General features: G+C 69.4%; 19 protein-coding genes, 3 pseudogenes and 1 riboswitch. Of the genes and pseudogenes, 14 read left to right on the top strand and 8 right to left on the bottom strand.

Going from position 1 to position 24,698, the window contains the following annotated elements:
* Positions 1–10: 10 nt before the first annotated feature.
* The 3 genes and pseudogenes from HUN07_RS09370 to HUN07_RS09355 all read right to left on the bottom strand — a co-directional run bounded on the left by HUN07_RS09370 (position 11) and on the right by HUN07_RS09355 (position 2,616).
* Positions 11–958: pseudogene (locus tag HUN07_RS09370) on the bottom strand (ABC transporter substrate-binding protein).
* A gap of 27 nt (positions 959–985) precedes the next feature.
* Entirely contained in the window at positions 986–1,585 is a 600-nt protein-coding gene (locus HUN07_RS09365; protein WP_254622868.1) for a class II aldolase/adducin family protein, read from the bottom strand.
* A complete protein-coding gene (locus tag HUN07_RS09355; RefSeq protein ID WP_174909281.1) occupies positions 1,582–2,616 on the bottom strand; it encodes an NrtA/SsuA/CpmA family ABC transporter substrate-binding protein in 1,035 nt (344 codons plus the stop codon). Before HUN07_RS09355 ends, HUN07_RS09365 begins: the two co-directional genes overlap by 4 nt.
* Before the next feature lie 285 nt (positions 2,617–2,901).
* Between HUN07_RS09355 and HUN07_RS09350 the strand changes: the two genes are divergently transcribed.
* Both HUN07_RS09350 and HUN07_RS09345 read left to right on the top strand, forming a co-directional pair.
* A complete protein-coding gene (locus HUN07_RS09350) occupies positions 2,902–3,405 on the top strand; it encodes a hypothetical protein (RefSeq protein ID WP_441346805.1) in 504 nt (167 codons plus the stop codon).
* Between the two features lie 1,046 nt (positions 3,406–4,451).
* Positions 4,452–7,316, top strand: a pseudogene (locus HUN07_RS09345) (cation-translocating P-type ATPase); the annotation flags it as partial.
* Positions 7,317–7,429: 113 nt separating this feature from the next.
* Here the strand turns inward: HUN07_RS09345 and HUN07_RS27420 are convergent.
* Positions 7,430–7,585 carry an Rv1535 domain-containing protein gene (locus HUN07_RS27420; protein WP_368077048.1) on the bottom strand — a complete coding sequence of 52 codons (156 nt, stop codon included), beginning with the start codon at positions 7,583–7,585 and terminating at the stop codon, positions 7,430–7,432.
* A 63-nt stretch (positions 7,586–7,648) separates the two neighbouring features.
* Between HUN07_RS27420 and HUN07_RS09340 the strand changes: the two genes are divergently transcribed.
* On the top strand, positions 7,649–7,933 hold the full coding sequence (locus tag HUN07_RS09340) for a hypothetical protein (RefSeq protein ID WP_114724295.1): 285 nt from the start codon (positions 7,649–7,651) through the stop codon (positions 7,931–7,933).
* Here HUN07_RS09340 and HUN07_RS09335 read toward each other — a convergent pair whose 3' ends face one another.
* Positions 7,934–8,578, bottom strand: a complete 645-nt coding sequence (locus HUN07_RS09335; RefSeq protein ID WP_114724294.1) for a response regulator — start codon at positions 8,576–8,578, stop codon at positions 7,934–7,936. It lies immediately after the preceding gene.
* Entirely contained in the window at positions 8,566–9,816 is a 1,251-nt protein-coding gene (locus HUN07_RS09330) for a sensor histidine kinase (RefSeq protein ID WP_174914576.1), read from the bottom strand. Before HUN07_RS09330 ends, HUN07_RS09335 begins: the two co-directional genes overlap by 13 nt.
* Before the next feature lie 109 nt (positions 9,817–9,925).
* Between HUN07_RS09330 and HUN07_RS09325 the strand changes: the two genes are divergently transcribed.
* The 6 genes and pseudogenes from HUN07_RS09325 to HUN07_RS27410 all read left to right on the top strand — a co-directional run bounded on the left by HUN07_RS09325 (position 9,926) and on the right by HUN07_RS27410 (position 17,325).
* Positions 9,926–10,696, top strand: coding sequence for an ABC transporter ATP-binding protein (locus HUN07_RS09325; RefSeq protein ID WP_174909277.1), 771 nt, complete (start codon positions 9,926–9,928; stop codon positions 10,694–10,696).
* A 2-nt stretch (positions 10,697–10,698) separates the two neighbouring features.
* A complete protein-coding gene (locus tag HUN07_RS09320) occupies positions 10,699–13,209 on the top strand; it encodes an FtsX-like permease family protein (protein ID WP_174909275.1) in 2,511 nt (836 codons plus the stop codon).
* Between the two features lie 107 nt (positions 13,210–13,316).
* On the top strand, positions 13,317–14,582 hold the full coding sequence (locus HUN07_RS09315) for an MFS transporter (RefSeq protein WP_174909274.1): 1,266 nt from the start codon (positions 13,317–13,319) through the stop codon (positions 14,580–14,582).
* On the top strand, positions 14,579–14,875 hold the full coding sequence (locus tag HUN07_RS09310; protein WP_114724290.1) for a DUF2470 domain-containing protein: 297 nt from the start codon (positions 14,579–14,581) through the stop codon (positions 14,873–14,875). Before HUN07_RS09315 ends, HUN07_RS09310 begins: the two co-directional genes overlap by 4 nt.
* A 158-nt stretch (positions 14,876–15,033) precedes the next feature.
* Positions 15,034–16,095, top strand: a pseudogene (locus tag HUN07_RS27415) (acyl-CoA dehydrogenase family protein); the annotation flags it as partial.
* A 24-nt stretch (positions 16,096–16,119) separates the two neighbouring features.
* On the top strand, positions 16,120–17,325 hold the full coding sequence (locus HUN07_RS27410; RefSeq protein WP_368077047.1) for an acyl-CoA dehydrogenase family protein: 1,206 nt from the start codon (positions 16,120–16,122) through the stop codon (positions 17,323–17,325).
* Between the two features lie 21 nt (positions 17,326–17,346).
* Here HUN07_RS27410 and HUN07_RS09300 read toward each other — a convergent pair whose 3' ends face one another.
* Positions 17,347–18,165, bottom strand: coding sequence for a hypothetical protein (locus HUN07_RS09300; RefSeq protein ID WP_174909270.1), 819 nt, complete (start codon positions 18,163–18,165; stop codon positions 17,347–17,349).
* Between the two features lie 257 nt (positions 18,166–18,422).
* Between HUN07_RS09300 and HUN07_RS09295 the strand changes: the two genes are divergently transcribed.
* From HUN07_RS09295 to HUN07_RS09285, 3 genes are all read left to right on the top strand, one after another.
* Complete coding sequence (locus HUN07_RS09295) at positions 18,423–19,604, top strand: acyl-CoA dehydrogenase family protein (protein ID WP_174914574.1); 1,182 nt, start codon at positions 18,423–18,425, stop codon at positions 19,602–19,604.
* A gap of 23 nt (positions 19,605–19,627) precedes the next feature.
* On the top strand, positions 19,628–20,710 hold the full coding sequence (locus HUN07_RS09290) for an acyl-CoA dehydrogenase family protein (RefSeq protein WP_174909268.1): 1,083 nt from the start codon (positions 19,628–19,630) through the stop codon (positions 20,708–20,710).
* Positions 20,711–20,790: 80 nt separating this feature from the next.
* A complete protein-coding gene (locus HUN07_RS09285; RefSeq protein WP_174909267.1) occupies positions 20,791–21,141 on the top strand; it encodes a zinc ribbon domain-containing protein YjdM in 351 nt (116 codons plus the stop codon).
* Positions 21,142–21,151: 10 nt separating this feature from the next.
* Here the strand turns inward: HUN07_RS09285 and HUN07_RS09280 are convergent, their stop codons facing one another.
* Complete coding sequence (locus HUN07_RS09280) at positions 21,152–22,720, bottom strand: carboxylesterase/lipase family protein (protein WP_174914572.1); 1,569 nt, start codon at positions 22,718–22,720, stop codon at positions 21,152–21,154.
* A 90-nt stretch (positions 22,721–22,810) separates the two neighbouring features.
* Positions 22,811–22,907: riboswitch (TPP riboswitch) on the top strand.
* Here HUN07_RS09280 and HUN07_RS09275 point away from each other — a divergent pair.
* Both HUN07_RS09275 and HUN07_RS09270 read left to right on the top strand, forming a co-directional pair.
* Positions 22,901–23,641, top strand: a complete 741-nt coding sequence (locus tag HUN07_RS09275; protein WP_114724318.1) for a TenA family protein — start codon at positions 22,901–22,903, stop codon at positions 23,639–23,641. It overlaps the preceding riboswitch by 7 nt.
* On the top strand, positions 23,638–24,663 hold the full coding sequence (locus HUN07_RS09270) for an ABC transporter substrate-binding protein (RefSeq protein WP_441346804.1): 1,026 nt from the start codon (positions 23,638–23,640) through the stop codon (positions 24,661–24,663). The genes HUN07_RS09275 and HUN07_RS09270 overlap by 4 nt, the downstream gene beginning before the upstream one ends.
* Positions 24,664–24,698 lie beyond the last annotated feature (35 nt).

Raw genomic sequence — 24,698 nt, 5'->3', positions numbered from 1 at the left:
GGCCGACCGATCACACCGCGGCGCCGGGCCGGGTCGTCTCGACCACCCCGCCGATCCACGGCAGGACCGCGCCGCGCACCGCCACCGGCTTCGGCAGCAGACCGTTGGCATACAGCAGGTCCGCGGCGCGCTGCTGCTCGTCGAGGAACTCCTCGGTGACCGGACCGATCCCGAATGGCCGGCTGCGCAGTGCCTCCTCCTAACGGTTCAGATCTGCGGTGCCCCCGCGCCTTTCGGCGTCCTCGACGAAGAATCTCGCCGCTTCACGAGGATTCGCGACGATCCACGCGTCGGATTCCTGCAGCGCGGCGATGACCGCCTCGAGCTCGGCGCGGTGGTTCTCGGCGAAGTCGCGGCGCACGAACCACAGTGACGGATGACTGAACAGCCCGTCGGTGTCGACGAGGGTGTGCAGCCGGGCGGCAGCCTCCACGTCGGCCAGCCCCGGATAGGCGCCTACCCAGGCGTCGAGGTCACCGCGCAGCAGTGCCCCGCCGCCCTCGTTCACATCGACATCCACCGGCACGACATCCGACCACGTCAGGCCCTCGCGGTCGAGGGCGAGCAGCGCGAGCGTGGTCTGCCACGACCCGTGCGTGATCCCGATCCGCTTGCCGCGCAGGTCCGCGGCGGTGCGGATACCCGAGTCGGCGAGGGTCACCAGCCGGCCGTTCTCCACCCGAGGGCCGGAGATGCCGACGTAGACCAGGTCGCGGCCCTGACCGAGGGCGGTGATCGGCGGGGTGAACCCGGTCCCGATGACGTCGTAGCCGCCGTCCTCGAACAGCCAGTCCGAGTGCAGCGTCGGCAACCCGTGCCGGGGATCGACCCGTCGCGTCGACGGCAGGTCGCGCAGGTCGACCCACTCGACGTCGGGGAGACGGAGTTCGAGCAGGCCGTTGTGGCGCAGCGCGAACAGGGAGTTGTTGTTCGGGAAGTACCCGACACGGATGGTCACGGAAGTCCTCCTGAAATCGGTTCGGGCTCAGACGAGTCCGCGGCGGCGGGCCTCGTCGAGCAGGCCGCTGCGGCCCCACTGGGCGACGAGGTTGGTCTTGTCGAAGTCGACGGTGCCGCCGACGAGCTCGCCGAGCGCCTGGTACTGGGCGCCCTCCTCGAGCAGGACGACGAACTTGGCGAGCTCGAGCAGCCCGTCGCGGCCGATGACGTTGACACCGCCGTTCGCCTCGAAGGTCGCGACGAGGTCCGGGTCGTCGACCAGGCGATCGAGGATGAAGTTGCCCGGTGACTGGCTGCGGTCGATGTGCGGCGGGATGTCCCGGGACAGCGTCAGGCGCTGCGAGGCGGCGTACTTGATCCGCAACGTGCGGTGGGTCTGCGCCCAGCCACCGAGCCACGGCGTGTGCACGTGCACGATGGACGTGATCTCGGGGTGCCGGCGGAAGACCTCGGCGTAGCCGGTGACGAAGCCGGCAGATCCCGTGGCCGGAGAGCACCTCGCGAGCAGTCGCAGCGGCAGCGACAGCCACGCCGGCCTGCTGCGCGTCCTCCGGTAGCGGGGCTCCTCGAGCGCCAGGGACTCCGTCACCCTGATGTCGGCGGCAGGTTGTGCGGTGACCGTCATCGCCGTGCCGCCTGCTTGTCGGCCACCGCGCCCTGCAGGTCGAACGTGAGGTCGGAGGCCGCGATCTGCCGCTGGATGACGCCGTTGTCGTAGAACAGGTCGGCCACGGACTGCAGATCCGCCTCGTCGGCGGCGGTCGGGTAGCGGAAGTCGGTGACCTTGCCGCCGAGCGCGATCGCGTCGTCGAGCCGCTGCCCGGTCAGCGCCCGCGGACCGGCCTGTTCGAAGACGTTCTCGAACGCGGCCGGATTCTCCCACTGCCGGCGAGTGAGGTCCTGGGTGACCTCGAGGAACTTCTGCACCGCCTCGGGATGTTCCTGCAGCACCGCGGTGCGGCCGGCGATGATCGTGTTATCGACCGAGTCGATGCTGCCCTCGGTGGCGATCTCCTTGGCACCCTTCACTTTCGCCTCCTGGTAAGGAGCAAGGAAGGAGGCCCACGCATCCACCTGCCCGGTGGAGAACGCGGACGCCGCATCGGTCTGCTGCAGCGGTACCCGCGCCACCGAATCGATAGGGATGCGCGCCGCGGTCAGCGCCTTGAGGACGATGTACTCGCCCTTGGCCGCCGGATTGACGGCGACCCGCTTGCCCGCGAGGTCCTCGAGCTTCTCGATGCCCGACCCGGGTGTGGCGATGATGCCACTCTGGTCCTTGTTGTACGGGTCGGACGTCGCGAAGATCCGGACGCCGACGTCCTTCGACAGCGCGCCCACGACGGGGCTGTAGGCGCCAGTCTGGATATCCAGTTCCCCGGTGTTGAACAGTTTGAGGTTGGAACTGAATCCCGGTGTGGTCTTGACCCATTCGATCTTCGCTCCGAGCGGTGCGAGCGCTCGGTCGAAGTCACCGTCACGCTTCCCGACCGCAATCGCTCCGGAGTTGCCCGGGTCGTAGACCTTGAGGGTGAACTGATCGGTCGCGGCGTCGGACGCCGCGGCGTCCGAACCGCCACATGCAACCGCCAGCCCTGCCAGGGGAACGAGCGCGAGAGCGAGAGCAGCTCGGGGCAGACGGCGCATACGGAACATCGAGGACTCCTGGGTTGCAATGGGACGGAAAATCCGTGCGCCGCACTCGGATCGGGGGCGCAACGGGATGGGGTGACAGAGAACAACGTTAGGACCGGACGGTCGCAATGCCACGGGTTGCCGTTTGGCTGAATACAACGCTTGACACACCGGGTGATTCGTGCCGATCGAACGTCCGAAAGGTTCACAAGGCAGGTGGTCGGGTTTAGACTCGGCTGCGAGTGGTAACCCGATCCCCGACGACTGCAGCCCCACTGCGACTGCGAATCCGACGATGGGCGTTCGATGGAACAGACAGGGAACACCTCGCACAACGGTCACAGATCCGGCAACGGCCGAATGTCGTTCGCCGACGGAGCCGTGCGGACCGTCTCCGGGATCGCGGAGGTGACCACCGCCTCGATCGGCGCGGTCGGCGGCGCGGCTGTCGGGACCGTCGTCGGGGGCGTCCGGGGCGCGGTCGGCGGAATAGCCGACGGAATGCGCAGAGGCGTCGAAACCGGGAGCCACTCCACACCGGCCGCCGTACTGACCATGGCCGCCGCGGGCGCGGTGGGGCTCGTCGAATGGCCGGTGGTCCTGACCGTCGGGGGCGCCGCGCTCGTGTTGAGGCAACTCCACGAGCGCGGCGCGCACCCGGAGGCTGCGATGGCCGCCGCCCCCGCGAGCGCGCCCGCCAAGCCCACCCGAGCGGGTCCCGACCGCACCGCGAACACCAAGAAGGCAACTGCGAAGAAGACGACGAAGAAGAGCACGACCTCCCGGCCACGGGGGCGTACCACTCGGTGAGGATCGCGGGGGTCGGGGCACTACTGGGGCAGGCACGCGCACTGCCCCGCCGGAGCCTGGACACGGCACTGACGACGGCGGTCGTCGGCACCGCCGCGACCGCGGGTGTGCTGACCGCGCTGCTCGCGCCTCGACAGGCCGACTCCCCCGGCACCGATCGTCCACCGCCGCCGGCCTGGGACGATGCCGTGCTCCGCGCCCGTGTGGCCGCGCTCGCCGCCCACTCCGTCGGGTTCGGATTCGCGACGGCGGGACGGATCCTGACGTTGCCGCGGCTTCCCCTCGCGCTGGCCGCGCCGGTGACGGTCCTCGACTACCAACCGCGGCTGCGCCGGCTCCTGGAGGCCGGGCTCGGTCGCGTCGGCACCGACCTGGTCCTGTCGACCGCGACGGCCGCCGGCTTCGCGGCCGCGCAGGCGCCGGCCCCTCTCGCGGTCGAGGCGCTGCTGCGGGCGTCGGTGGTGGGCGAGGTGGTCGCCAACCGGCGCGCGTGGCAGCGCAGTCCCCTCCCCCGGAGCACGCCCGCCGACACCGCTCCCCCCAGCGGCGCGGTCGATCGCCATCTCGAGCGGGCCGCGTGGGTACAGCTCGCGGGCTCGGTGGCCGTCGGTGCCGCCACCGGCAGTCTCCGCACGGCCGGGACGACGGCTCTGGTGACGGCCCCGAAGGCGGCCCGCACCGCACGTGAGTCCTTCGCGAGCGCGCTCGGTCGCGGACTGGTCACCGATCACCGCGTGCTGTGCCGCGGCCCTGACGTGCTGCGTCGGATCGACTGCGTGACCGCGCTGGTCGTCGACCCGCGTGCGCTGTTGACCACTGATCTGCGGGTGAGCCGGATCCGGGGCGTTGCGGAGGACCGTCGGGCGCGCGTCTGGGACGTGGCCCGCACCGCCGTCGACGACGGAGTGCTCGGGCAGGGCTGGCATCGACTCGCGGAACTGTCGGAGGTGGCAGACGTCGCCGACGACCCCGACGCCGCGGTGCTGGTCGCGCCCGTTCGCGATCCCCTGGCCGGTGGCCTGCTCGAACAGATTCGACGGTCCGCCATGACCGTCCACTCGATCGACGACGACGCCCTCGGAACCCTGCGCTCGGCGTTCGACGAGCTCCGGAAGCCCACCGGCGCAGTCGATTCCGACCTTCTGGAGATGGCACTGAACCTGCGGGACGGTGGCGCGTCGGTGGCGGTTCTCGCCGCGGACTGTCCGCGGGCACTCGCGACCGCGGACGTCGGGATCGGGCTCGTGCGCAGCGGCGCCCCGCCGCCCACCGACTGCGACCTCCTCGTCCCCGACCTGGCGGCCGCATGGCGGGTGGTGCGCGCCGTCCCGGCGGCCCGGACCGCCAGTCGCCGCGGTATCGAGATTGCCACCGGCGCTTCACTTCTCGGATCGCTCCTGATGCTGCCCGGGACGCACGGCCGCGGCCCGGGACCCGTCAGCGCCGGGGCCGGCGCCGCACTGTGGACCGGCCACCGGCTGGCTCGACAGGTTCTGCGCGCCGCGACACCCCTGCCGGATCCACAGCACGACTGGCATTCGATGCCCGTCGACCGTGTCCGCGCCATGCTCGGCACGCCCGGACCGCGGTCGGAGACGGCCGGGGCGGGCCGCCTGATCGCGACGGCGACCTGGATGCGGCGTCCCGTGGAGGCCACCTGGGATTTCGGGCGCTCGCTGCGGACCGAGCTGTCCGACCCGCTGACGCCGATCCTCGCCACGGGCTCGGCCGCGAGTGCCGTGCTCGGCTCCCCCGTCGACGCGATCCTCGTCGGATCCGTCCTCGTCGGCAACGCCGCACTGTCCGCCGTCCAGCGCCTGCACGCGGAGCGGCTGCTGCGGCGGCTCCTCGCGGTGCAGGACACCCCGGCTCGCGTGGTCGGCGGCGGACAGGGCGGACACGAGGCCGTGGCCGCCGGACTGCTCCGCGCGGGCGAGGTGATCGAGGTACGGCCGGGTGAGGTGGTGCCTGCCGACGGCCGCCTGATCGAGGCGGACGGCGTCGAGGCGGACGAGTCCTCCCTGACCGGGGAATCCCTCCCGGTCGACAAGCAGACCGAGGCGACGCCGGGCGTCCCCCTCGCCGAACGCAGCTGCATGCTCTACTCGGGCACCACCGTCCTGACCGGCACCGCAACCGCCGTGGTGACCGCCGTCGGCGCCGCCACCGAGACGGGCCGCGCATCCGCGCTGTCGCCGACACCGGTCGGCCGGACAGGGCTGCAGGCCCAGCTGGGCGAGTTGACCCGGCGGGTTCTGCCGGTCAGCGTCGGCGGTGGTGCGCTGGTCACCCTCACCTCGATGCTGCGCGGCGGAGGGCTCCAGGCCGCGATCACGAGCGGCGTCGCCGTGGCGGTGGCGGCCGTGCCCGAGGGCCTGCCCCTCGTCGCGACCCTCGCCCAGCAAGCCGCAGCGCGCCGGCTCACGCATTCGTCGGCGCTGGTACGCGCGCCCCGTTCGGTCGAGGCACTCGGCCGGGTCGACGTCGTGTGCTTCGACAAGACGGGCACGCTCAGCGAGGACCGCCTGCGGGTCACCGCGGTCCGGCCCCTCGGCTCGCACGACCACGACGACGTCGTCGACGCCGCAGCACGGACATCGATCACCGCGGACGGGAAGGCGGCCGCGCACGCCACCGACCGCGCCGTGGTGGAGGCCAGGGAGAGGTCGGGCAGCGTCGACACCGCCGACCTGCTGCTTCCGTTCCGGTCCGGCCGCCCGTACGCCGCCGCGATCACCGGCACCGACCTGGTGGTCAAGGGCGCACCCGAGGTAATGCTGGCCGCCTGCACCGGCACCTCGCCCGCACCGCTCGAGACGATCGTCGACGAGGTGCAGACGATGGCCGAGCAGGGCCTGCGCGTGATCGCGGTGGCCCGCCGCACCCTCACCGCGGACCAGGCGGCGCGGGCCGCGGACGATCCCGACGCGATCGAATCCCTGTGCCGCCGGGGGCTGGAGCCGCTCGGCCTGCTGGGGCTGTCCGACACCGCCCGACCCGAGGCCGCCGGGCTGCTCCCCGCCCTCGAGGAGCGGGACGTCTCGGTGCGGCTGATCACCGGCGATCACCCCGTCACCGCCGCCGCGATCGCCCGGGACCTGGGCCTCGAACTCGACGCGGGCGACGTGCTGACCGGCACCGAATGGGAGGCGCTGTCGCACCGGCGGCAGGAGACCGCGGTGCGCGAGCGCCAGGTGTTCGCGCGGATGTCGCCGGAGCAGAAGGTACAGATCGTGCAGACCCTCGAACGCACCGGGCACGTCTGCGCGATGGTCGGGGACGGCGCGAACGACGCCGCCGCGATCCGGGCCGCGAGCATCGGGATCGGCGTCGCGTCGCACGGCAGCCACCCGGCCCGCAGCGCGGCCGACATCCTGCTGCTCGACGGCCACGTCGACGCGATCCTGGACGCGATCGACGAGGGACGGCAGCTGTGGCAGCGGGTGCAGTCGGCGGTGTCGGTGCTGCTCGGTGGCAACGCCGGCGAGGTTGCGTTCGCGCTGATCGGGAGCGCGATCAGCGGGCGCGCCCCCCTCAATGCGAGACAACTGCTGCTAGTCAATCTGCTCACCGACGCGCTACCGGCGGCGGCGCTCGCGGTGAGCCCACCCAACCCGGACCGCGCCTACGACGGCCGCGGGCCGGACACGGCCGCACTGTGGCGGACGGTCGCCGTGCGGGGCGCGGCGACCGCGGCCGGTGCGGGCGTCGCGTGGGGTCTGGCCTCGGTCACCGGCCGCCCGCGCAGGGCGTCGACGGTGGGACTCGTCGCGCTCGTCGGGGCCCAGTTGGGGCAGACGCTGATCGATTCCCGCAGCCCGCTGGTCGTGACGACGGCCGTGGGCTCGCTGGCGGTGCTCGGCGCGGTGGTCAGCACGCCCGGGGTCAGCCAGTTCCTCGGTTGCACCCCACTCGGCCCCGTCGGATGGACGCAGGCCCTCGGGTCCGCCGCCGGTGCCACCGCGGCCGCCGCGGTGGCACCCCGGGTACTCACATGGTGGCAGACACGCAGCACCGCGCCGAATCAGTCGACGATCAGCACTCCCGCGCGCAGCAGCACGGCGTACGTGTGGCGCAGCGGCGGGGTCAGAACTGCGGCGACGGCACCGGTCAACGGATCGGTCCGCGAGGGAGCGAGAGCCGATGCGAACGCAGACAGTGCAGGTAACGAAACGATCACGGCTCCCACGATGGCGGCCGTAGGTGTCCGGCAGGTGAACGACGAGGATGGGCAGGGCGAACGATGACCGAAACAACCATGGACCTTCAGCACCGACTCGATTCGCACCAGGCCGCGCTCGAACAGATCGACCAGGGCTCGCGCTTCGCGATCCGGCTCCCGCTCGTCGGGGACATCGGGGTGCCCCGGCCCGAACAGCTGGCATATTTCGCCGCCCTCGGGCTGCTCGCGGCGTTCGAGCTGATCGACTGGCCCGTGGCTCTCGCGATCGCCGCCGGGCACGCGCTGGCCGCCGATCAGCACCACCGCGCGCTGCAGGAGGTCGGCGAGGCGCTCGAGAGCGCCTGATCAGGAGCGCAGGTGGGCGAGCACCGCGAGCACCCGCCGGTGTCCGGTATCCGACGCTGACAGTCCGAGCTTCGCGAAGATGTTACCGATGTGCTTGCTCACCGCGGTGTCGCTGACCACGAGTTTGCGGGCGATGTCCGCGTTGCCGAGCCCCTCCGCCATCAGTCCCAACACCTCCGATTCGCGCGGGGTGAGGGTGCGGATGGGATCGTCGGCCCGGCGCCGGCTCATGAGCTGCGAGATCACCTCGGGATCCATCACCGTCCCGCCGTCGACCACCCGGCGCAGCGCGTCGACGAACTCCTCGACCTTGCCGACCCGCTCCTTGAGCAGGTAGCCGACGCCGGACGCGCCACCCGACAGCAGCTCCCCCGCGTACCGGTCCTCGACGTATGCCGAGAGCACCAGGACCGGGAATCCGGGCCGACGCCGCCGCGCCTCGATCGCCGCCTTCAGGCCCTCGTTGGTGAACGTCGGCGGCATGCGCACGTCCAGCACGGCACCGTCCGGCGGATCCGCCTCGAACGCCGCGAGGAACTTCTCGGCGTCGTCGACCGCAGCCGTCACCTCGATCCCGACGCTGCGCAGCAGGAGCGCGAGCCCCTCCCGGAGCAGAGCGTCGTCCTCGGCGATCAGAATCCGCACGGCAGTGTCACCTCGAGTCTCGTCGGCCCGCCGAGCGGGCTCTGCACGGTCATAGTTCCCTCGAACGCTGCCACGCGGCGCCGGATCCCGGCCAATCCGCTGCCCGCGGTCTCCACCGCACCGCCGTGCCCGTCGTCGAGGACGTCGATCACCATGGTCGCCCCCGCCGCGTCGTCGCGGGTGCCGATCGTGAGCTGCACGCGCTCGGCACCGCTGTGCTTGACGACGTTGGTGAGGGCCTCGGCGACGACGAAGTACGCGGCCGCCTCCACCGCGGCGGGCGCCCGGCGCAGGCCGTCGACGTCGAGCACGCACGGCACCGTGCAGCGTCCCGCCAGCGCCGACACGGCACCGCCCAGCCCGAGCTCGTCGAGGATCGGCGGATAGATGTCGTGGACCAGCGTCCGCAGCTCCGACAGCGCGTCCGACGCGGCGTCCTGCGCCCGAAGCAGCTGCGGCAGAGCCTGATCCGGGTCCACCCGCAGCGAGCGTTCGGCGAGACCGAGCATCATCACCACCGCGACCAACCGATTCTGGGCACCGTCGTGCAGGTCCCGTTCGATCCGCCGCAGCTCCGCGGCGTGCGCGTCGAGGGCGGCGGCACGGCTCGCGGTCAGGGCCGAGACCCGTTCGGACAGTTCGGTTTCCCGCCGCGGCGCGAGCAGCCGGGACGCGAGCCCGCTGATGCCCCGGGCCATCGCGGGGATCGTCCACCACCCCAGCAGCACGTAGCCGACGGCGACGAGCGGCATCGGCGCCGCACCCCACCACGACGTGACCGGATAGATGCTGCTCACCGGCTCGTCGGGCGGCAGCGCCCACCAGTAGAACGGGATCGCCAGCGAATTCAGCGCCGCCGCCGGCAGTCCTATCGCCAGCAGACCCGCCGTGAGCGCCGCGATCGAGTGCACGGCGACCCACGCAAAGTCGCGTCGCGTGGACTGTGCGGTCAGCAGCCGCCGTAGATCGTCGAAGCCCGGATGGTCCGTGATCTGCGGATACCGCTCGCCCACCACGGTCCCCGTGTACCGCCCGGCCCGCACCCGCGCCCGGCCCGCCCACCACCGCAGCGCGCGCACGTACGCGGGCACCGCGAGCCAGCCGACGATCAGGATCAGCATCGCCCCGATCACCAGCCCGACCACGAGGAAGCAGAGCGAGACGACGGCGGCGCCGGCCTCGACCGCGAGGAAGCGGACGGCGCGCCACCGCTCGTTCAGGCGTTCGGTCCACTGCACCGCTCCAGCATGCCGCACGACCGGGCCGCTGTCGGTATAGCCCGCTACACCATCGATCGGGTACCGCACGGGATGGTTCGCGCACGCCACCGTCCATAGCGTTTCGGGCATGTCCTCCTTCACCGCAACGCCCCCGCTCATCGAGAGCCCGCCTCGGGCCGCCGTCCGACTCGACGCCGTCACCAAGTCGTACGGCTCCGGCCGGGCCGAGGTCACCGCGCTCGACAACGTCAGCCTCACACTCGCGCCCGGCAGTTTCACCGCCGTCATGGGGCCGTCCGGCTCGGGCAAGAGCACGTTCCTGCACTGCGCCGCCGGGCTGGATCAGCCGACGCGGGGTTCGGTGTGGCTGGGCGACACCGAGCTCAGCTCACTCGAGCCCAAGGCCCGCACGGTGTTCCGGCGCGACCACATCGGCTTCGTGTTCCAGGCGTACAACCTCATGTCGGCGCTGACGGTGGAGCAGAACGTAACGCTGCCGCTGCTGCTGGCCGGCCGCGCCGCCGACCGGGCGCACCTCGACTACGTCCTGAACGCGGTCGGGCTCGACGGCAAGCGCGACCGTCGCCCGGCCGAGATGTCGGGCGGCCAACAGCAGCGCGTCGCGATCGCCCGCGCGCTCATCACGCAGCCCCACGCGGTGTTCGCGGACGAGCCCACCGGAGCACTCGACAGCCGCACCGGCCGCCAGGTGCTCGACCTGTTGCGCCGCACCACCACCGAACTGGGGCAGACCATCGTCATGGTGACCCACGATCCGGTCGCCGCCGCGCACGCCGACCGGGTGTTGTTCCTCGCCGACGGACGCCTCGTCGGCCGGATGGACTCCCCCACCGCGGCCGCGGTCGCCGACCACATGACCCACCTCGGGGAGTGGTGACGATGCGCAGGTCGAGACTGCGGGCCCTCGCCCGCGCCAACATCCGCGCACAACGCGGCGGCTTCGCGGCGATGTTCGTCGCGGTGTTCTGCGCGGCACTGCTCACCTGCGCGCTCGGGGTGCTGTTCGAGTCCGGGATCCGCGGCGGCGTCACCCCGCACCGGTACGCCGGGGCCGACGTCGTCGTCGGTGCGCCCCAGACACTCGAGGTGAAGGAGGACATCGACCAGCCGTTCGCCGAGCGTGCACTGTTGCCGGCCGCGGCCGTCGACGAGTTGGCCGCGCTCCCGGGCGTGCGTACCGCGGTGGGCGATGTGAGCGTGCCACTGACCACCGACGACGGCACGCTGCTCGACGGTCACGGCTGGGGATCGGCCGTCCTCGCGCCGTATTCCCTCACCGCCGGACGCGCCCCCGCGTCCGCGACGGAGGCGGTCGTCACCGGTGGCGCGGCCCCGGGCGATCGGATCACGTTGCGGCACGGCGGCATCGGTGACACCTACACCGTCGTGGGCGTGGCGGCCGCGCCGACGTCCGAACCGACCGAACGCCCGGCGGCGGTGTTCCTCTCCGACGCCCGGGCGCAGGAACTGTGGCCGCACGCCGATCGCGTCGCGACGGTGGGGCTGCTCGCCGAGCAGGGGTTCGACGCATCGTCACTGGCCGCCCGCGCCCGCGGCGCGCTCGCCGACGGCGATGTGCGCACCTACACCGGCGACGCCCGCGGCGACGTCGAGTACCTGGACGCGGGCGCGGCCCGCAGCGAACTGATCATGCTGTGCGGGTCGTTCGCCGGCCTGGCGATCCTGATCGCGATGTTCGTGGTCGCGAGCACGCTGTCGCTGTCGATCCGGCAGCGCCGCCGCGAGTTCGCGTTGCTGCGCGCGATGGGCGCGACCCCCGGCCAGATCCACCGCCTGGTCGGCAGCGAGGTACTGCTGGTGGCCGGGCTCGCCGCGGTGCTCGGCGTGTGGCCGGGGTTCGCCGTCGCCGGCATGCTGCGGGCGCAGTTCACCGAGGCCGGGGTGCTCCCGTCGGACTTCGCGCTGGCGTACGGACCGCTGCCGGCCGTGGTGGGCGTGCTACTGGCCGTCGGCACCGCGCGGATCGCGGCCGCGATCGCCGCCCGCCGTCCGGCCCGGCTCGATCCCACCGAGGCGCTGCGCGAGTCCGCGGTCGAACCCGCCACCATCGGGCGCGGCCGGCTCGTGACCGGACTCGTGTTCGCCGCCGGCGGTCTGGCGACGTCGCTGCTGCCCGCCGTCCTGCCGGGTCAGGCCGCTCTCGCCGGCGCGGGGAGTTCGGCTGTGCTGCTGGTGATCTCGGCGGCACTCCTCGGCCCCGCCCTGGTATCGACCGCGATCGCCCGCTTCGGCGGACCGATGCGACGCAGTTCGTCACCGGCCCTCGTCCTCGCGGCCGCCAACACCGGAGCGCGGGCGCGGCGGCTGGCCGCGGCGATCACCCCGCTGGCCCTGGCCATCGCGATCGGGTCGGTGCAGCTGTTCACCCAGAGCACCATCTCCGCGGCGGCCGACGACCAGTCCCGCAGCGGCATCACCGCCGACCTCGTCGTGAGCGGTGCCGCGGGGCTGGCGCCGGGACTGGTCGACGCCATCGCCGCCGAACCGGCTGTGCGCGCGGCAAATCCGATCACCCGCAGTCAGGCACTGTTCACCAGCGCCGACAGCGAGGCCCCCACCACCGAGCCCCACGCGGTGCAGGGCATCGATCCCGCCGCCACATCGTCGACGCTCGATCTCGATGTGCGCGAAGGTGATCTGGGACAGCTGCGGGACGGCACCGTCGCGCTCAGTCTCGACGCCGCCTTCGACATGGGCGCCGGCGTGGGCGAGGTGGTGCCGCTGCGACTCGGCGACGGGACGCTGATCACCCCGACCGTCGTGGCGACGTACGGCCGCGGTCTCGGATTCGGTGATGTCACGCTGCCGGCCGCGCAGGTTCGGGAGCACACCACCGCGGGCACCGCCGACGTCGTCCTGGTCACCGCGGAGCCCGGTCGGGTCGACGAACTTCGTCAGGCGCTGCAGATGACGCCCGGGATCGCCGTCGCGGACCGCGCCGAGTTCGCCGCCGCCGGTCAGGACCAGCGGCGCACCCAGTCGTGGGTGAGCATCGTGGCCCTGGCGGTCCTGCTCGGCTACCTCGCGGTCGCCGTCGTCAACACGCTCGTGCTGGCGACCGCCGAACGCGGCCGGGAGTTCGCGCTGCTGCGCCTGGTCGGCGCGAGCAAGCGGCAGGTGCACCGGATGATGCGGACGGAGTCGGTGATCGTGGTGTCGGTCGCCGCGGTGGTCGGCACGCTCATCGCGATCCCCCCGCTCGCCGGCATCGCGGCGGCCGTATCGGGTACGCCGATCCCGAGTGTCTCCCCCGTCGTCTACGGCGGCATCATCGCGGTCACCGTCCTGCTGGGGCTGTGCGCGATCGCGCTTCCGACGCGGACCGCGCTGCGCCAGGACCCGGTCGAGGCCATCGGCACCCGCGAGTAGCGACGTGGTGCGGCCGGGGCTGGTGCCGCTTGAAAACCGTTCGCGCGGTCCCCGGCCGCACTGTTAGCTTCGAACCACCCCGCCCCCGCAAGCAGAGGCCTGCCGACGTGACCGCCCCGAACGTGACCACCACCCGACGATTCGGGCCGTTGATTCTGCTCAACATCGCAACGCTGCTGTCGGCGACCGGCAACGGCATCGTCATCGTCGCGCTGCCGTGGCTGGTGCTCGAGCAGACCGGCCGGGCCACCGACGCCGCGATCGTGGCGGGCGCGGCAACCGTTCCGCTGCTGCTGGCGAGCCTGTTCTCGGGCACCGTCGTCGACCGGTTCGGCCGCCGCCCCACGTCGCTGGTGTCGGACGCACTCTCCGCGCTGTCGGTGGCCGCGATCCCGGTCGTCGCGGGCACCATCGGTCTGTCGGTGCCGGTGCTCGCGCTGCTGGCCGCGCTCGGTGCGACGTTCGACCCGGCCGGGATCTCGGCGCGCGAATCGATGCTGCCGGCCGCGACGAGGGCGGCGGGATGGAAACTCGACCGCGTCAACAGCCTGTACGAGGCCAACTACAACGTCGCCTACCTCGTCGGTCCCGGCATCGGCGGTGTCCTGATCGCGTTGGTCGGCCCGGAGAGCACCCTGTGGGTCACCGCGGTCTGCTTCGTCCTGTCGATCGTGACGATCGCGTTCCTGCGCCTCGAGCACGCCGGCCGCCCCGACCACGCCACCCGGCCTGCGTCGATGTGGACGGGCACGCTCGAGGGGCTGCGGTTCGTGTGGAACGACCGCCTGCTGCGCACGCTCGCACTGGTCGACATGGTGATCGTGGCGCTGTATCTGCCGATCGAGTCGGTGTTGTTCCCCAAGTACTTCACTGATCAGGGCCAGCCCGCCCAATTGGGCTGGGTGTTGATGGCGATGAGCATCGGCGGACTGGTCGGCGCCCTCGCCTACGGGGCGCTCGCGCCGTACCTGAAACGCCGGAACCTGATGCTGATCGCGGTCAGCGGCCTCGGATTGTCGATGCTCGGCATGGCGTTCCTGCCACCGCTGTGGGTGCTGCTCGGCCTGTCCGTCGTGATCGGCCTGGTGTACGGGCCGGTGGGTCCGATCGCCAACTGGGCCATGCAGACCCGCAGTCCCGAGCACATGCGTGGCCGCGTCGTCGGAGTGATGACCTCCACCGCGTACGCCGCCGGGCCGCTCGGCTTCCTGTTGGCCGGCCCGCTGATCGATCAGGTCGGCGTCCAGACCACGTTCTTCGTCCTGGCGGTACCGGTGCTCGTGGTGGCGCTCGTGTGCTTCACGCTGCCGGTCCTGCGTGAGTTGGACGCCGACCGGCAGCCTCCGACGGTGGAGCTAGGATCGCGCCCATGACCTCCTTCGACGCCGCCGTCGTCGCCGCCGTGACCGGCCACATGAACGGCGATCACGCCGCCGACAACCTGATGATCGTCCGCGCGTTCGCGGAACCCGCCGCCACCGGTGCCCGCATGACCGGGCTGGACACCGAGGCCGGCGAATGGTCCGCCGACGTCGACGGCACCGAGCGCACCGTGCGGGTGCCCTGGGTCGGCACGGTCACCGACCGCGCCTCGATCCGCACCGAGGTGGTCGCGCTGTACCAGGCCGCGTGCGAGAAGCTGGGCGTCGAACCGGATTCTCACTGACCGATAGCACGGTAATTCGTCACGGTGATTTCTGCGTTCGTAATCTGCAGTCGCTCAAAGGAGAGCATCGGAAACTGGCATCTTCCTGCCAGATCGCCAGACGCCGGCTGATGCGGAAGTAGAACGGGGTCAGTTGCAATTCCCACCGAGGAGCTGGCGTGGATTTCACCCCGAACGACGTTCATCGAGATATAGCCGAGCTGACGAACGAGGTGCTGGAGAAGACCAACCCTCTGAGCCGAGTCGACCTGGATCCGCAGCTCGGCTACGACCCGCGGGTGTGGGCCTCGCTCGCCGACGTCGGTCTGCTGTCGTTGGCACTTCCGGTAGACCTCGGTGGTGACGGATTGGGTGCCGCCGAGGTGGCTGCCGTCTTACACGAAGTCTCAGCCCACGGTGCTCGTGTTCCCGCCTTCGCAGCTCTCGCGCTCGGAGTACTGCCCCTCGCCACCCACGGCACCGTTGCGCAGCGGGCCGAATTGTTGCCGGCCCTGGCCACCGGCGACAGCCTGATCACCGGAGCCCCGAGCGAACTGAGCGATCCCCTGACCGACACACCCCGGACCACGGCGATCCGCACCACCAGCGGTTGGGAACTCGATGGGCTGAAGATCGCGGTACCATTCGCCGCACAAGCCACACGAGTGCTGATACCGGCCACAACCCCCGACGGCACTGCAGTGTTCCTCGTCGACCCGGCAGCCCATGGCGTCGAGCTCGTACCGACTCCCACTGCATCCGGACAACCCGACTACACGATTCGATTGTCCGGTGTGCAGGTCGATGATTCGGCGGTACTGGGCAACGACTTCAGCGGAGCCTCCGTGGCCTCGCTGCGTACCTTCGCTCTTGTAGGCGCGGTCGCGATCGGAGACGGTGCACTGACCGGCGCGCTCACATTGACCACCAGGCACGTCCGGACACGCCATCAGTTCGGCAAGCCACTCGCCAGCTTCCAAGCTGTATCGCAGCAGATCGCCGATGTGTACATTGCCGCGCGCACCATGCATCTGGCGGCCTCGGCCGGCGCATGGCGCGTCACCGCCGGTTTGAGTTCCGATCAGAGCCTCGCACTCGCTTGTCACTGGTTGACCTCCGAGGCGCTGAGCGCCCTTCGGACTTGTCACCACCTGCATGGAGGGATGGGGGCAGACATCACCTACCCCCTGCATAGGCACTACTCCACGCTCAAGGATCTGAGCCGATTCTTGGGCGGGTCGGAACATACGCGCCACGTCCTCGGGTTGGACACGGATAGCGAGCGAGAGCCCGCGGAGAAGGCCACAGCCCAGGGAACGTTCATCGAACTCACACCACCTCAGCGCGCGTTGCAGGACGAGTTGCGCCGCTACTTCCAGCAGTTGATGACGCCCGATGAGCGGGCAACGACACTTGTCGACCGGCACGGCCCCGTCTACCGAGACGTGGTCCGTCGGATGGGTCGCGACGGCTGGCTCGGAGTCGGCTGGCCAAAGGAATTCGGCGGTCGCGGCTTCGGTTCGATCGAGCAACACATCTTCGTCAACGAGGCTCACCGCGCCGACGTTCAACTACCGTCTGTCACATTGCAGACCGTCGGGCCGACGCTGCAGGCGTTCGGGACCGACGAGCAGAAGGCGTTCTTCCTGCCCAAGATCTTGTCCGGCGATCTCCACTTTGCAATCGGATACTCCGAACCCGACTACGGGACCGATCTCGCGTCACTTCGCACCACCGCGGTTCGAGTGGGCGACCACTACGTCGTCAACGGCCAGAAGACGTTCACCACGGGAGGCCATGCGGCTGACTACATCTGGCTCGCGGTTCGAACCGATCCCGACGCGCCCAAGCACAAAGGCATCTCGATACTCATCGTCGACACACGCGATCCGGGCTTCACCTGGACACCGATCATCACTGCCGATGGTGCACACCACGTCGATGTGACGTATTACTCCGACGTTCGTGTTCCAGCGCAAATGATTGTCGGCGAGGAGAATCAGGGATGGCAATTGATCGTCACACAGCTCAACTACGAACGGGTGATGCTCGGTCCCGCGGGAAGGATCGGTGGACTGTTCGACCAGGTCCACGCTTGGGCCGCCCAACACGACCGGCTCGACATTCCGGACGTGCGTTCGGCATTGATCGAGACTCGGGCCACCGAGCGGATCAATGAGCTACTGAACTGGCAGGTCGCCGCCGCGGAGGCGAACGCACCGATCGGTGCGGCCGATGCTTCGGCGACGAAAGTGTTCGGGTCCGAGCGAATTCAGCGACTCTACGATCAGCTCGAGCAGATCGTTGCCCTGCATGGGGATCTCGCCGATCCGGCGACAGCAGAGTTGGCAACCTGGCTTGACGTCCAGGCGAAGCGCAATCTGGTTCTGACCTTCGGCGGCGGGGTGAACGAGGTCCAGCGCGAGTTGATCGCCGTGAATGGGCTAGGCCTGCCACGGGTGCCGCGCTGAGGCCGATCACGAACACACGCTCTACGTCCGACTGGGGTCGAAAGCGGTTGCGCCCGATGACAGAAGACCGAGTTCGGCCGCTCGGGCTCCGATTTGAAATCGGGTGGTGACGCCGAGCCTGACCATGATGCCGGCGACATGTCGACGATAAGTACGCAGCGACACCAACAGCCGGCGCGCCGCTACTTCGTCTTTGAGACCCAGGTTGAGCGCACGCAATACGGCCAGTGACATTTCGTCGAACCCCTCGCGACGCAAGCCCAGATGCGCCGACAACCTAGGCGCCGAGGCCCAAATGAGAGTTGCGAACTGGTGAATCGCCCTGAGCAGATCCGGATCGCTGATCACGAACCCATAGGGGTGCTGTCGACCTTCATCGCCCCAGATTGCCGCAATCTTCCTGTCGACGATGACCATGTTGTGAAAGTCGGCATTGGCCACCTTGATCTGCGCTTCGAGCGTGGTCTGTTGAACCAGCGACCGATGGTCACGTGTTTCGGCATAACCCGGCGAGTACAGCAGCCGAATCTGCTTGCCTGCTTCCAGATGCTCCGAGACGAGCTGATGACTCGCCTGGTAGCTGGGTTTCATTCGTAGGGGGCAGGCCACTGCCAGAACGGCTTCCTCACGGACACGCTGAAGTAGATGCTGCAGGTTGCGTTCCCAACGGTCGTCCGGACAGATGCGAATGAAGCCACCCTGCCTCCGCGTGTCGTGTTCGACGATCGCGCGATCGAGCAACCTGCGCGACTCAGCGAGTAACCAACTGACGTCAACCTGCGTCTCACCCGCTTCGCGATTCTCTGTATGGAAAGAACCAATCATGCCGTCGTGTGTCATTTCCCCACCCCCGGAATTCGCGCGGATCGCCCCAGTTGACAGAGTGCGATCCACCCGAGACGAAGTCAACGCAAGTGATACGCCTCACAGGCGAACCTTCGCGCTGGTAATTCGCTGCCAAGAGATCGGCATCTTCCTGCCCCGCACAAGCCTTCACCAATACCTGCAACCTGTCCTAGTTTTGGTCTCGAAAGCCGCATCACCGGGTTTGGCCGTGGTGCATGCGGAGACCAATCAACGGAGGAGCCGAGGGTCCGATGCACATAAGCTTCACCGAAGAGCAGGGACAGTTGCGTAAGCAACTTCGTGGGTACTTCTCCGAACTCATGACCGCCGAACTGCGGGAGGCCCTGGCCGGACCGGGCGGTGAATACGGTGATGCGAGCGCCTACAAGGAGGTTGTTCGCCGGCTGGGACACGACGGGTGGCTGACGGTCGGCTGGCCGGAAGAGTTCGGCGGTCGGGACCGCCCGATGCTGGATCAACTGATCTTCACCGATGAGGCTGCCGCGGCCGGGGTCCCCTTCCCATTTCTGACGGTGAACACCGTAGGTCCGACCATCATGCGATTCGGAACCGACGAGCAGAAGGCGTTCTTCCTTCCAAAGATCGCGAAGGGCGAATTGCACTTTTCGATTGGATATTCCGAGCCGGAGGCCGGCACCGACTTGGCATCGTTGCGGACCACGGCCCGTCAGGACGGAGACAGTTACGTCATCAATGGCGAGAAGGCCTGGACCAGCCTGATCGAGTACGCCGACTATGTGTGGCTGGCGGCACGTACCGATCAGGAGGCCACCAAGCATCGCGGGCTGTCGATCTTGATCGTCCCTGCCTCGGCGGAGGGCTTCTCCTGGACGAAGATTCGTACTATGGCGGGACCGGGAACGAGCGCGACCTTCTACTCCGACGTGCGGGTGCCCGCGTCCAACGTCGTCGGCGACCTACACGGTGGCTGGCCGTTGATCACCAATCAGCTCAACCACGAGCGAGTGGCGCTGACATCGGCCGCTCCCCTTCAGGAGTCGCTGCGCCAGGTATTGGAGTGGGCACGCCACACCAAACGTGCCGACGGCTCGCGGGTGATCGATGCGGAGTGGGCACAACTGCATCTGGCGCGTGTTCACGCACACGTCGAGTACCTCAAGCTTCGCAACTGGCGAATCGCATGGGCAGCCGACTCTGGCGAACTCGGACCCGCGGAGGCCTCGGCGACAAAGATATTCGGTACAGAACTCGCAACCGAGGCATACCGGCTACTCATGGAGGTACTGGGCGACTCCGCGATCGTGCGGACGAACTCCCCTGCGGCGTTGCTGCGTGGCCGGATCGAACGGTTCCACCGCTCGTCGCTCATCCTGACTTTCGGCGGCGGCACGAATGAAGTCCAGCGCGACATCATCGCCAAAGCTGCGCTCGGACTCCCCATCACTCGCTGACCTACTCGAGGAGTGTGATATCCATGGACTTCAGTCTCACCGAAGCGCAGAACGACCTGTCGCGTCTGACTCGTGACCTGCTGACGAGTTCGGCCACCACAAGTGCCGTCGACCGCAACAGTTTCGACCGGCCACTGTGGCAGGCGATGATGCGGGCCGGGTTGCTCGATGCAGCACTACCCGCTCCGGTCGGTGGTGGATTCGGGCTGCTAGAACAGTGCTCGATACTGATCGAGATCGGCCGGGCGGTCGCTGCGGTTCCATACTTGTCCAGCGTCGCGGTCGCGGCGTCCGCAATCGCACAGTTCGGTGACAGCGCCCAAGTCCAGCGGTGGGTAGGCGCGGTCGCGGACGGCAGCGTGGTCATCGCGCCGGCATTGGCCACCGAGGATGACAGGTTCGTCGCCGAGAAGAAGGCTGCCGGCTGGTGTCTGAGAGGATCACGAAGCGTTGTTCCTTCAGGTTCATTCGCCGATGCCTTTCTGGTTGAGGCAACCACCGAAGACGGCTCGATGTTGGTGGTCGTCGATCACGACATCGACGGAGTCCGGGTCAGCGCGCAGCACGTGGTCGACGGCACCGATGCCGCCCTGCTCGAAATGGAGGATGTGACTGTCGACCACACGGCTGTCATCGGTACACCGGGCGACGGCGGCGCACAGTGGGCACACCGACGCGCGACCATCGCCACATGCGCCTACCAGCTCGGTGTCGTCGAACAGGCACTGGAGCTGACGAGCGACTACGCCTGTACCCGAAAGCAGTTCGACAAGCCGATCGGCTCGTTCCAGGCCGTCCGGCAGAGGCTGGCGGATGCCTACATCGATGTCGAGGCGATTCGGATGACACTGTGGCAGGCAGCGTGGCGCGAATCCGAGGAGTTGTCCGCAGACGCCGAAATCGCCGCTGCCAAGTTCTGGGCTGCGGAGGCTGGCCATCGCCTCGCTCACACTGTGGTTCACGTGCACGCGAGCATCGGGATCTTTCTCGACTACCCAGTTCATCGGTACTTCGTCGCGGCCAAGCGGGCGGAGTTCGCACTCGGGGGCGCAACATCGCAGCTGCGCAAGCTCGGCAGGATGCTCGCGCAGCCGACGAGTTCGTAGCCCGGGCGACCCCGGCCTGCTTCCTGTCGGACGTCGAACCAGACCACCGCTGATCCGCTCCCACCCACTACGATCGCGACGTGGACACTCCCCTGCCGCCCTGCCCCAACTGCTCGTGTGAGTACACCTACGAGATGGGCGCCCTCCTGATCTGCCCGGAGTGCGCACACGAATGGACCCCCTCCGACGGTGGATCGGACGACGTCGCGGACGGGGTTGTCCGGGACTCCGTCGGCAACGTCCTCGCCGACGGTGACACCGTCACGGTGATCAAGAGCCTCAAGGTCAAGGGCAGCCCCACCGGTATCAAGGCCGGCACGAAGGTCCGCAACATCCGACTGGTCCAGGGCGTCGGCGACCACGACATCGACTGCAAGGTCGACGGGATCGGCCCCATGCAGCTCAAGTCGAGCGTCGTCAAGAAGGCGTGACCCAGCCCGACTAGCTGAACCCCATCACCTCGTCACCCCACGCGATGCGCATCGCGTGGTCGGGATCCGCCACCAGGCTGTCGTGGCTGTCGATCAGCAGGGTGGATCGGGTCTCCTCGATGTACGGCGCCCAGTGCTTGGAACCGTCGAGGGCCGCCGGCACCGCGTGGCGCGCGAAGGCCAACCAGCGTCGCTGCACCCGCCCCGCCACCTCGAGCGCCGTCTTGCGGCCGCCGAGCCAGAAGGTCGGGTCCGGGTTGAGTGTCCCGAAATTGCCGAACACGTAGGGCAATTCGGTGGCGTGCCCGGCGCCCACGCGGGCCGCCTTGAGCATCGGAGCGGCGTGATCGAACCGGTAGACCCACGTGGGCGAGTGGCGGCTGTGCGCGTCGGCGACCCACAGCGCGGGCATCCGGAACGCCGCGTCCCGTGAGATTGCCAGGGCGCCCCGCGGTTTCGCGCCGTCCGGGTAGGCGGCGACGATCTCGGCGAGCCGCAGCGCCGACAGGCCCGGATTGTCCTGCGCGAGTCCGGCGAACATCTGCTGGACCGCCTCGGCGCTGACCGGCAGCAGCGGTGAGCGCATGAACTTGAAGATCGACGCCTCGTCCTTGTTGGAGCCGATGATGAGCGGGATCCGGTGCGAGTACCCCTTCTGGAAGGCGGCGACCGGGTAGTGCGGGACCAGGTCGCGGTCCACGACCGGCGCCATCGCCAGCGTGCCCGGCACCTTCGTCGGCACCTCGTTGACGAGGAGGTCGCCCGCCTTCACCAAGCGTTCGAACGGCATGTCGCAGAGCTCGGCGACCCGTTCCGCCGGCAGATCGAGGATCTCGAGGAACCGTGCCGCGACGGACGCGGCCCGCTCCGCGCCGTACACCGACGTCGACGGCGGGCTCTGCGCGATCGCGCGGTGGAACAGGCCTTCCGCGCGGGGCACCGTCATCAGTGTCGTGATCGAACCGCCACCGGAGGACTCGCCGAACAACGTCACCTCACCGGGGTCACCCCCGAAGGCCTGGATGTTGTCGCGCACCCACTCGAGGGCAGCAATCTGGTCGCGGAGACCCAGGTTCGACTCGAACGTCCGCTCGGGAGTGGTGAACGACGACAGATCCAGGAAGCCGAGAGTGCCCAACCGGTAGTTGAAGGTCACCAGGACGACGTCGCCACGCTCGGCGAGCAGGCGGCCGTCGTAGATGGGCTGGGCCGACGACCCCAGGCAGTACGCGCCGCCGTGGATCCACACCATCACCGGCCGCGGCGTCCCATCCGGCCGCGGCGCCCACACGTTGACGGTCAGGCAGTCCTCGTCGATCCGCAGGTCCGGGTCGATCGGCACCGACGTGTCGTGGCCCTGCGGCGCCATGGGACCGAACACCCTGCCGTCGCGGATCTCGGTCCACGGCTGCGGCGCACTCGGGCGCCGGAAGCGGCGCTCACCGGTCGGCGGCGCCGAATACGGAATCCCCTTCCACGAGAAAACCGAGCCGTCGGCATATCCGCGTATCGGACCGAGCGGCGTCTCCACCACGAGTGTGTCGGGTGCCTGTGTCTCGACGATCTCCACGGCTTCCATCACGCGGCCCTCCTCACCTTCGACCGCCAGCCGACCGAGGCTGACAGCCGACTGCCAACGTACCAATCCGGCGGTGCTAAGGTCGGCTCGTTCATTGACACGGGGTGCTCCGCACGGGCGGGGCTGAGATCACACCCGGGAACCTGCATCAGGTAATGCTGACGAAGGGATGTCACGGCGATGACCACGCCTGTCCACGACAAATCTGTCCACACCAGCGACGACGCCGCACCGGCCGACGCGCGCTTCACCGATCACCTGTGGGATCGCACCGCGGTCCTGCGCGGCGCGATCGACGACATGGAGTTCCTGCGTCGTCTCGGCGACGGCACACTGCCGCTCGACGTGTTCCGCACGTACGTCGAACAGGACGCTCTCTACCTGGCCGAGTACGCGAAGGCACTCGCGCTGCTCGCCGCCAAGTCCCCCGATCCGCACACCGCGGCGTTCTGGGCCACATCGGCGTCGACGGCCGCGGTGGTCGAGACCGAACTCCACGAGAGCCTGCTCGCCGGCGGCGTCCTGCCCGCGAGCGACTCCACGCCGGAACACTCGCAGGCCTGCCTCGGGTATGTGTCGTACCTGACGGCCACCGCCGCCACCGAGTCGTATGCCGTGGCCGCCGCCGCGGTGTTGCCGTGCTTCTGGATCTACGGCGAGGTGGGCCGCAAGCTCGCCGCGAGCGCCGCGGAGGTGCTGGCGGCGGACCCGTCGCATCCGTACGCCCAGTGGGTCACCACGTACGACGCCCCCGAGTTCCAGGAGTCCGTCGAGACCGCGCGCCGACTGGTCGACGTCGCGGCAGCGGCAACGACGTCCGCGCAGCGGGAGGCGATGGCGCGCGCGTTCGTGATCGCCACGCGCTACGAGTTCATGTTCTGGGACACCGCCCTGAACCCGCAGCCCTGGCCCGCGTCGTGACGTCGATGTCCCGGCTGCGCAGGGTCCTCGCGACGTCCGCGATCGTCGCGTCGGCACTGAGCGTCCTCACCGGGTGCGGCAGCGACGACTCCGGAGACACCATCCGCTTCGCCCTCGACTGGACACCGAACACCAACCACACCGGGTTGTACGTCGCGTTGCAGGAGGGGTTCTTCGCGGACGCGGGACTCGACGTCCAGGTGCTGCCGTACAACAACACGTCCCCCGACACGCTCGTCGACTCGGGCAACGCCGAATTCGGTTCCAGCTTCCAGGATTCTGCGACGTTCTCGCGTGCCGCGGGCGCGCAGACCGTCTCCGTGCTGGCGCCGTTGCAGCACTGGGCGACGGGCATCGGCGTGAAGGCGGACCGCGCCGATCTCGCCGGCCCGAAGGACCTCGACGGGAAGACCTACGCCGGGTTCGGCGACCCCGGCGAACGCGAGATCCTCCGTCAGGTCATTCGAAACGACGGCGGAACAGGTGATTTCGAGACGGTCGTGCTGGGAACATCGGCGTACGAGGCGGTGTACGGCGGGCAGGCCGACTTCACGGTGTCGTACTTCGCGTGGGAGGGCGTCGAGGCCGCCCGCCGCGGCACCCCGATGCGCTACTTCCACTACACCGACTACGGCTTCCCGGACGCGTACGCGATCGTGGTGAACGGGAACGAGGAGTGGCTGGCCGCACATCCCGAGCAGGCCCGCAAGTTCGTGCAGGCGCTGCAGCGCGGCTACCAGGTGGCCGCCGACGATCCGGACCGTGGCGCCAAGGCACTGATCGCCGCGAATCCGGGCGTGTTCAGCGACGAGGAGTTGGTGTTCGAGAGCCAGCGGATGCTGGCCGCCAACTACATGAAGGACGCATCGGGGCGCGTCGGCACGCAGACGCTCGAGCAGTGGTCGGGGTACTCCCGCTTCCTGTTCGAGCACGGTCTGCTCGCAGGCCCCGACGGCAAGCCACTCACCACCGAGCCGGACTGGTCGACGTACTTCACCGATGAGTACCTCGCAGCGCCGTAAGCGCGGAGCGCTCGATGGGCGCCGTCACGGAGCGC

The sequence above is a fragment of the Rhodococcus sp. W8901 genome, assembly GCF_013348805.1.
Classification (GTDB): domain Bacteria; phylum Actinomycetota; class Actinomycetes; order Mycobacteriales; family Mycobacteriaceae; genus Prescottella.
This window is presented reverse-complemented; position numbering and strand designations above follow the sequence as displayed.